At 63.1% G+C, this 8,204-nt stretch carries 7 protein-coding genes and 1 pseudogene; 4 read left to right on the plus strand and 4 right to left on the minus strand.

Annotated elements, in window-relative coordinates:
- Window positions 1-76: 76 nt before the first annotated feature.
- Window positions 77-2,029 carry a M61 family metallopeptidase gene (locus ACTHLA_RS01080; protein WP_440184339.1) on the plus strand — a complete coding sequence of 651 codons (1,953 nt, stop codon included), beginning with the start codon at window positions 77-79 and terminating at the stop codon, window positions 2,027-2,029.
- A 1,027-nt stretch (window positions 2,030-3,056) separates the two neighbouring features.
- Here ACTHLA_RS01080 and ACTHLA_RS01085 read toward each other — a convergent pair.
- Window positions 3,057-4,205, minus strand: coding sequence for an NAD(P)/FAD-dependent oxidoreductase (locus tag ACTHLA_RS01085; protein WP_440184342.1), 1,149 nt, complete (start codon window positions 4,203-4,205; stop codon window positions 3,057-3,059).
- A gap of 204 nt (window positions 4,206-4,409) precedes the next feature.
- On the opposite strand from ACTHLA_RS01085, the gene ACTHLA_RS01090 reads away from it, so the two are divergent.
- The 3 genes from ACTHLA_RS01090 (at window position 4,410) to ACTHLA_RS01100 (ending at window position 5,403) form a co-directional block, all read left to right on the plus strand.
- Window positions 4,410-4,538 (plus strand): entericidin A/B family lipoprotein, encoded by a 129-nt coding sequence (locus ACTHLA_RS01090; protein ID WP_440184345.1) that lies wholly within the window; start codon window positions 4,410-4,412, stop codon window positions 4,536-4,538.
- Window positions 4,539-4,670: 132 nt separating this feature from the next.
- Window positions 4,671-4,796, plus strand: coding sequence for an entericidin A/B family lipoprotein (locus tag ACTHLA_RS01095; RefSeq protein WP_440184348.1), 126 nt, complete (start codon window positions 4,671-4,673; stop codon window positions 4,794-4,796).
- Between the two features lies 1 nt (window position 4,797).
- Window positions 4,798-5,403: a DUF1287 domain-containing protein gene (locus tag ACTHLA_RS01100; RefSeq protein ID WP_440184350.1), complete on the plus strand. Its 606-nt coding sequence runs from the start codon at window positions 4,798-4,800 to the stop codon at window positions 5,401-5,403.
- Here the strand turns inward: ACTHLA_RS01100 and ACTHLA_RS01105 are convergent.
- The 3 genes and pseudogenes from ACTHLA_RS01105 to ACTHLA_RS01115 form a co-directional block, all read right to left on the minus strand.
- Complete coding sequence (locus ACTHLA_RS01105; RefSeq protein WP_440184353.1) at window positions 5,391-6,413, minus strand: adenosine deaminase; 1,023 nt, start codon at window positions 6,411-6,413, stop codon at window positions 5,391-5,393. The genes ACTHLA_RS01100 and ACTHLA_RS01105 overlap by 13 nt on opposite strands.
- A gap of 93 nt (window positions 6,414-6,506) precedes the next feature.
- Window positions 6,507-7,808, minus strand: a complete 1,302-nt coding sequence (locus tag ACTHLA_RS01110) for a sugar porter family MFS transporter (RefSeq protein WP_440184355.1) — start codon at window positions 7,806-7,808, stop codon at window positions 6,507-6,509.
- Window positions 7,809-7,885: 77 nt separating this feature from the next.
- Window positions 7,886-8,204 (minus strand): annotated as a pseudogene (locus tag ACTHLA_RS01115) (LysR family transcriptional regulator); the annotation flags it as partial.

The following is an 8,204-nucleotide window of genomic DNA, read 5'->3' on the forward strand; positions in this document are numbered from 1 at the left end:
CCACATGAAACCGCCTTTACAGGTCGCTGAATCCCGCCAATAGTGCCGCCGTATTTGGTATACGGCGGAGGGCGATATGCGGGCGGTTTCAATTCTGGCCATGATGGCGGTTCTGGCGGCGGGCGCGGCAAACGCTCAGATTCCGCTGTCTCAAACCCCGGCGGCTGGCACGCAGCAGCCCTTGGCCCAGCCGCTGCCGCCCGCGCCGGAGCTGCCGACGCCGCAGGATATCGACTATCCGGGAACGATCACCGTCTCTGCGGACGCCACCGATCTCGACCGGCACATCATCCGCATCCATGAGGTCATCCCGGTCGCCCAACCCGGCCCGATGGTGGTCATGTCGCCGTCCTGGATTCCCGGCACCCACACCGACCGCTCCGATTCCGACCCGACCAAGATCGCAGGCGTCGTGTTCAGTAACGACGGCAAGACGATCCCGTGGACGCGCGATGAGGTGCATGTCCACGCCTTTCATATCGACATCCCCGAAGGCGCCAAGACGGTCACGCTCGACTTTCAGTTCCTGACGCCGCTGACGACCGATGACGGCGTGATCGTGCATACGAAAACCATGATGGACCTGGAATGGTGGTTCGCCTCCATGTATCCGGCGGGCTATTACACGCGCCGCATCCCCATTCAGGCCAGCCTGACCCTGCCCGCGGGCTGGAATTACGCCTCGGCGCTGGAGACGGACCATCGCGACGGCGATGTCGTGCATTTCAAGCCGATCTCCTACGACAACCTGATCGATTCCCCGGTGCTGGCCGGACGCTATTTCAAGGCTTACGATCTCGATCCGGGCGGGCCGGTTCCCGTGCATATGGATCTGGTCGCCGACGATCCGAAAGAGCTTGAGGTGCCCGACGCGGCGGTCAAGCTGCAAGGCAATATTGTCCGCGAAGCCTATAAGCTGTTCGGCGGCTATCACTATAATCACTACGACTTTCTCGTCGCCGTCTCCGGCCCGATGGGCGGCATCGGGCTTGAGCATCACCGCTCGTCCGAGGACGCGGTCGAGCCCGGCTATTTCCAGAATACCGCGGGCAAGGGCATGGCGCGCAATATTCTCGGCCATGAATATGTGCATAGCTGGGACGGCAAGTTCCGCCGTCCGGACGGCCAGTTCACCCCGACCTTCGAGGAGCCGATGCGCGATTCCCTGCTCTGGGTCTATGAGGGCGGCACCACCTATTGGGGCGAGGTGCTGGAAGGCCGCGCCGGGCTCTACACCCTGCAACAAAATCTCGACATGTGGGCGGCGACGGCGGCCATGTACCAGACCCTGCCGGGGCTGGACTGGCGCCCCGTGCAGGACACGACCAACGATTCCACCCTGTCCGACCGCAATCCGAAATCCTGGCCAAGCTGGCAGTTGTCGGAGGACTATTACGCGGCGGGCAGCCTGATCTGGTTCGAGGCCGACACCCTGATCCGGCAAAAAACCGGCGGCAAAAAATCGCTCGACGATTTCGCCAGGGCGTTTTTCGGCGTCTATAACGGCTCGTGGCAGCCGCTGCCCTACAGTTTCGACGATGTGGTCAAGACGCTGAACAGCGTCTATCCCTATGACTGGGCGACCTTCTTACGCGACCGCCTCGACAAGACCAATCCCGACCTGCTCGGCGGCATCCGCGCCAGCGGCTACAAACTCGTCTATAATGACGAACCGAACGCGGCGATCAAGGCGCGCGGCGGCGCCAACCTGACCACCAGCCTCGGCCTCAACGCCAGCAAGGACGGCTATATCCGCGCCGTCATGTGGAACAGCCCGGCCTTCAAGGCGGGACTCGCCAAGGGCATGACGATCAAGGCGGTCAATGGCAAGGCCTTCGATCCCGACATGCTGACCGACCTGATCAAGGCGAACGAAAAGTCCACGGATAAGATCGACATGCTGGTTCAGGACGGCGACGCCTTCCGCACCATCAGCTTCGACTATCACGACGGCCTGCGCATCCCCCACCTTGAGCGGGTCGCGGGAACGCCCGACCAGTTCAAAGCCATTTTCACGACAGCGAAATAATCCCTCCCTGCGCAGCGGGGAGGGCCGGGTGAGCGCAGACGAAGTATAGCTTCGTCAAGCGCAAGGAAGCGGTGGGAGGGGCATCTGCGCTGCATATCCCCCCTAAGGTTGCAAGGGAAGGTGTATCCACAGATTACGCAGATGACACAGATTGTCTTATCCGCTTCACGCTACCGCTATCGCCAGAGTCCGTTTCAGGCAGAATGACGTCCTTCGCCGCGCAGCGGCAAACCTCCCGCTCCACTCACCGTCGATAGCGGTAGCGTGCAATGACCCTGAATATCTGGCTTATCTGTGGATCAAAAAGCGACCTTTGTCGCCCGCTGTGACGACAGCAGGAAGCGCATCCACAGGTAAGCCAGATGTTCTTATCCGCTGCACGCTACCGCTATCGCCAGAGTCCGTTTCAGGCAGGATGACGTCCTGCGCCGCGCAGCGGCAAACCTCCCGCTCCACTCACCAGCGATAGCGGTAGCGTGCAATGACCCTGAACATCTGGCTTATCTGTGGATCAAAAAGCGACCTTTCTCGCCCGCTGCGACGACAGCAGGAAGCGCATCCACAGATAAGCCAGATGTTCTTATCCGCTTCACGCTACCGCTATCGCCGGAGTTCGTTTCAGGCAGAATGACGTCCTTCGCCGCGCAGCGGCAAACCTCCCGCTCCACTCACCGTCGATAGCGGTAGCGTGCAATGACCCTGAATATCTGGCTTATCTGTGGATCAAAAGCGACCTTTATCGCCCGCTGCGACGACAGCAGGAAGGGTATCCACAGATAAGCCAGATATTTCTTATAGGCTTCACGCTACCGCTATCGCCTGTATGTGTCGTAGGGCTGTTTACAGGCCTCTTCGAGGCCGTTTCAGACGAGGGACGACTGCCCCACCGGCTGTCATGAGCCTCAGCCGCGCAGCGGCGACCATCCGACCTCATCCACCGGCGATAGCGGTAGCGCGCGAGTACCCTGAAAATCTGTGTAATCTGCGTAATCTGTGGTTAAAAACAACCTTTCCAAGCCTCAACCGCTCAGCGCAGGATCGCCCGCGCCGCCGCCACGGCGGTCGAGAAACAGGCCTGCAACAGATAACCGCCGGTTGGCGCCTCCCAATCCAGCATTTCGCCAACACAATAGACGCCGGGCAGCGCCTTCAGTTCGAAATCGAGCGTCAGGCTATCGAAACTGACCCCGCCCGCGCTCGAAATGGCGCGCTCCAGCCCCTGCATCCCCGTCAGGCGCACCCTGACCGCCTTGACGTCCGCCGCCTTCGTCTCATGCACAAGCGCAATCGCCGCAGGCGGCAGACCCAAACTCTTGCGCAACCGGTTGCTCAGACTGTCCTTCGGCGAGGCCCGCCCCAGTTTCGAGGCGATCTGGCCGGCGTTGAGATCGGGCTTGAGGTCGATGACCAGATCGGCAAACCCCTGCCGGGCGATCGCCTCGCGCAAAGGACCGCTCAGCGCATAGACCGCGCCGCCCTCAAGGCCCTGCCGGGTCAGCATGATCTCGCCCTTGACGGTGCGCCCTGCAAAACCGAGCGCGATATTCTTCAACGGTTCGCCCGCAAAGCGCTGCATGGCGTCGCTCCAGCCGGTGAGAAAACCGGCGTTAGCGGGCTGAAACGGCGTCATCGTCACGCCGCGCTCCGCCAGCAACCCGGCCCAGCCGCCGTCCGATCCCAGCCTTGGCCAACTGGCTCCGCCGAGCGCGAGGATCGTCGCTTCCGTCGCCACCACGTCGTCGTCGATCAGAAGCCGCCCCTCAGCATCCCAGCCGCGCCATGCCGACCGCAGCCGCAAGTCCACACCCTGCGCATCAAGCCGCGCCAGCCAGGCGCGCAACAGCGGCGAGGCCTTCATCGCCTTGGGAAAGACCCGCCCGGACGTGCCGACAAAGGTGTCCGCACCCAGACCGTCGGCGAAGGCGCGCAGATCCTTCGGCGTAAATCCCTCTAGCGCCGCACGCAGCACAGGCGCGCGCCGACCATAACGCGCGACGAATCGCTCGAACGGCTCCGAATGGGTCAGGTTCAGCCCGCCGCGCCCGGCCATCAGGAATTTGCGCGCAGGCGAGGGCATACGGTCATAAACCGTCACCCGGCGTCCGCTGGCGCTTAACAGGTCAGCGGCCATCAGCCCTGCCGGTCCTGCGCCTATGATCGCGATTTCTTTCGACATATCCGGCTCATAGCGCTTCGGCGCGCCTCTGGCCAGTCAGGCGCGGCGCGGCGGCGCCTCTGGGGCGTTCTGGGGGGCGTTCTGGGGGCCGTTCTGGGGGCTTATATTTTACCGCAGGACGCCCCATTGAATCCTTATCGGCGATCACGGACCTTGTGAACACTGACGGTCTGTCTGTCAGCCATGCGAAGAAAGGGAAAGACCATGAAGCGCATCGTTGTTATCTCCATGCTGGCCTTGCTGCCGATGCTGGCGGCCTGCCATACCGTGCAAGGCGCCGGTAAGGACATCAGCGCTGTCGGCCACGGCGTCACCGACGCGGGCAGCCAATAAGGCCGCCTGCTCATGATAAAGCCGCCAGTTCTCTCCGGGGCTGGCGGCTTTTCTGAGTTGGCCGTCAGGCATCTTGTCAGACCCGCGCGGCGGACGTAAGACTTGCGCCACCACTATCTGAGGACCACCACAATGAAGCGTCTCATTATCGTGTCTCTGCTGGCGCTCGCGCCGCTGCTGGCCGCCTGCCACACCGTTCAGGGCATGGGTCAGGACATCACCGCCGTCGGCAAGGGCATGGAACGCGCCACGCACTGACATGAACCGGCGGGGGGTGATGGCGGGTCTGGCGGCGCTGACCCTGACGGGGTGTCAGCCGAAGCGCGAAACGGTCAGCGGGCGCACAGCGATCTTCTTACGCGCGGCGCGCGCCCAGATGCGCGGCTGGACCTCTTATGACGCCCACTACACCGCCATCCCCTATCCCGGCGGCGACGTCGCGCCCGGACGCGGCGTCTGCGCCGACGTCATCGTGCGCGCCTATCGCGGACTGGGGATCGACCTGCAAAAGCTTGTACATGAAGACATGCTCGCGCATTTCGACCTCTATCCGAAGCTGTGGGGTCTGAAGGCGCCCGACGTCAATATCGACCATCGCCGCGTGCCCAATCTGGCCGTCTTCTTCACGCGCTTCGGCAAGACTCTGCCGGCCAGCCATCAGGGCGGCGACTATCGCCCCGGCGATATTCTCGTCACGCGCCCCGGCGGCCCGCATATCTCCATCGTCAGCGACCGCCGCGCCTGGTTCGGCGCGGGCGATCTGATGGTCATTCAGAATATGGGATTAAGCGTGCAGGAAAATAACGACCTGCTGCGCTATCCGATCACCGGCCATTTTCGCTACGGGCTGGATCAGCCCGCATAAGCGTCGATCTCGGCCAGCAGCGCCGCCTTGCGCGCGTCGTCGAGGAACGCGCCGTTGATCGAATTGCGCGCCAGGGTCAGCACATCCTCGCGCCCGATCAGCCCGCGCCGCGTCAGGGCCAGGTAGTTGTCGTTGACATAGCCGCCGAAATAGGCCGGATCGTCGGAATTGATCGTCGCTTTCAATCCCGCCTTGAGCATGGCCGGGATCGGGTGCAGGTCGAGGTCTTTGACCACGCACAGCTTATGATTCGACAAAGGGCAGACGGTCAGGGTCCGGCCCGCCTTGACGATCCGCGCCACCAGAGCGGGGTCTTCCAAAGACCGGTTGCCGTGGTCGATGCGGTCGATATGCAGGATGTCGAGCGCTTCATAGATATATTCGGGCGGCCCTTCCTCACCGGCATGGGCGCACAGTTTCAGCCCCTTCTCACGCGCTTTTGCAAACACGCGGGCGAATTTCGACGGCGGATGGCCGACCTCGGACGAATCGAGCCCGACCCCGACCAGCCGGTCGAGATACGGCTCGGCCATCTTCAGACTGTCGAACGCGGCCTCCTCGCTCAGATGGCGCAGGAAGGAATGGATCAAAAGCACGCTCAAACCCAGCTTTTGCGCGTCCTGAACCGCCCGCCATAGCCCGTCGATGACGAAGGCATACGGAATGCCGCGATCCGTATGGGTCTGCGGATCGAAGAATATCTCCGCGTGCCGTACTCCATTATCGATGGCGCGGCGAAAATAGGCCATGCCGAGATCGTAGAAATCGTCCTCGGTGCGCAGCACATTCGCGCCCTGATAATAGATGTCGAGAAAGTCCTGCAAATTGGAAAAGTCATAGGCGGCGCGCAGAGCCTCCACCGACTCAAACGGCAGGTCGATCCCGTTGCGCTGCGCAAGCTGAAACATCAGCTCCGGCTCCAGCGAGCCTTCGATGTGCAGGTGCAGTTCGGCCTTGGGCAGTTTCGCCACAAAGGCGTCGAGAGCGGTGAGGGCGGCGGCGTCGGGCATGAAGGCTCCTGTGATTATGCGGCATCACAGCGCGAACGCGGCGGTTTGGCAAGGCTTTAGGTCTAGGGATCAGGCCAGGGATCAGGCCAGGGATCAAGACAGTCTTTTGCCCATATCCTCCAGTTCGACCCCCTTGGTTTCGGGATAGAAGCGGCCGACGATAAAGGCCTGCGCCAGGGTCGCGACCGCGAAGACGGCGAAGGGCAGGGCCTTGGTATGGGCCGCGATGATCGGAAACAGGGCCGAAATGACCGCGTTGACCACCCAGTGGGTCGCGGCGCCGAGGCTTTGACCCGAAGCGCGCACCGGCGTGGGGAAGATTTCGCTGATATAGACCCAGATGACCGCGCCCTGCGACGCCGCGAAGCACAGGATGAACAGGATCAGCAGCGGCAGCAACAGGCCCTGCCCGGCATTGTCGGCCATGATGGCGGTGACGCCCGCCAAAGCCGCCGCCATGCCGATGGCGCCGCCGACCAGCAGATAACGCCGCCCGAAGCGGTCGATCAACGCCATGCCGACAAAGGTGGCCAGCAGATTGGCCGCCCCGACCGCCACCGCCTGCATGTCGGAGGAAACGGCGCTGAACCCGGCGGCGGCGAAGATGTCATTGAGATAATAGAGGATGGCGTTGATGCCGGTGAACTGGTTGAACAGGGCCAGACCCATGGCCAGCAGGATCGGCGTGCGGTGTTTCAGCCAGCTCAGCTTCTCCTGACCGGCGTCGCTGCGGCGGAATTCAGCCAGCATCGCCGCCGGATCGGCGACGCCCTGCGCGCGCAGCACAACCTCTGCCTCATCCAGCCGTCCGCGCGCCGCCAGCCAGCGCGCGCTCTGGCCGATGGTGAACAGCAAGACGAAGAAGACAAAGGCGGGCGCGGCGGCCAGACCCAGCTTCCAGCGCCAGGCGTCGCCGCCGCCCAGAAACAGGCCGACCAGCCAGTTGCTCAGATAAGCGACCAATATGCCGAACACGATATTGAACTGGAACAGTCCGACCAGCAGGCCGCGCGTCCGGGCGGGCGCGATCTCGGCGATATAGACCGGCGCCAGCACCGACGAGCCGCCGATCGCCAGACCGACGATGAAGCGGCAGACGACAAACACGCCCATATCGGGCGCCAGCGCGCAGCCCAGCGAAGCGAGCACATACATCGCCCCGACCACGCGCAAAGCATCACGTCCGCCCAGCCGGTCGCCCAGCCGCCCCATGGCCAGCGCGCCGAGACAGGTGCCCCACAGGGCGATGGAGACGGCCAGCCCCAGTCCGGCGTCGTCGAGATGATAGACCAGGCGCAGGGCCGAGGTGACGCCGGACACCACGGCGGTGTCAAAGCCGAACAACAGTCCCGCGAGGCTGGCGATCACCACCCCGCGCACATTGATCCTGTCCATATGAGTCATCCCTGTAAGTCTGGCCTGTAAGTCTGGCCTGTTAATCTGGCCTGTTTTTCTTCGTTTATGCCACAGGCTCAGCGATTCAGGAAATCGCGCAGACCTTCGCTCAGCGCATCGGCGACGCGGCGGATGCGGGCGTTGGCGCGCACCTCCTCATGCATGACCAGCCAGACCGGCAGGGACGGCAGCGGCAGATCTGGCAACAGACGCTCCAGCTCCGGCGCCGTCTCAGCAAGCTTCACCTGCGCAAAGCCCAGCCCCGCGCCGGCGCGCAATAAATGCCAGCCCAGCACCTGATCGTCGGTGCGCACGCCGAAGCTGTGCCGGGTGACATTCATGCCGCGCGCCTGAAAATTACGGATGATCATGTCGTCGCGGTCGAAGCCGATCAGG

The organism is Asticcacaulis sp., from assembly GCF_051956075.1.
Lineage (GTDB): Bacteria > Pseudomonadota > Alphaproteobacteria > Caulobacterales > Caulobacteraceae > Asticcacaulis.

Bases quoted from the DNA above. Each gene is read 5' to 3' on its own strand.
- ACTHLA_RS01090 (WP_440184345.1), top strand. From the start codon at position 4,410: ATGAAGCGCATCGTTGTTATCTCCATGCTGGCCTTGCTGCCGATGCTG.
- ACTHLA_RS01100 (WP_440184350.1), top strand. From the start codon at position 4,798: ATGAACCGGCGGGGGGTGATGGCGGGTCTGGCGGCGCTGACCCTGACG.
- ACTHLA_RS01105 (WP_440184353.1), bottom strand. From the start codon at position 6,413: ATGCCCGACGCCGCCGCCCTCACCGCTCTCGACGCCTTTGTGGCGAAA.
- ACTHLA_RS01110 (WP_440184355.1), bottom strand. From the start codon at position 7,808: ATGGACAGGATCAATGTGCGCGGGGTGGTGATCGCCAGCCTCGCGGGA.
- ACTHLA_RS01085 (WP_440184342.1), bottom strand. From the start codon at position 4,205: ATGTCGAAAGAAATCGCGATCATAGGCGCAGGACCGGCAGGGCTGATG.
- ACTHLA_RS01080 (WP_440184339.1), top strand. From the start codon at position 77: ATGCGGGCGGTTTCAATTCTGGCCATGATGGCGGTTCTGGCGGCGGGC.
- ACTHLA_RS01095 (WP_440184348.1), top strand. From the start codon at position 4,671: ATGAAGCGTCTCATTATCGTGTCTCTGCTGGCGCTCGCGCCGCTGCTG.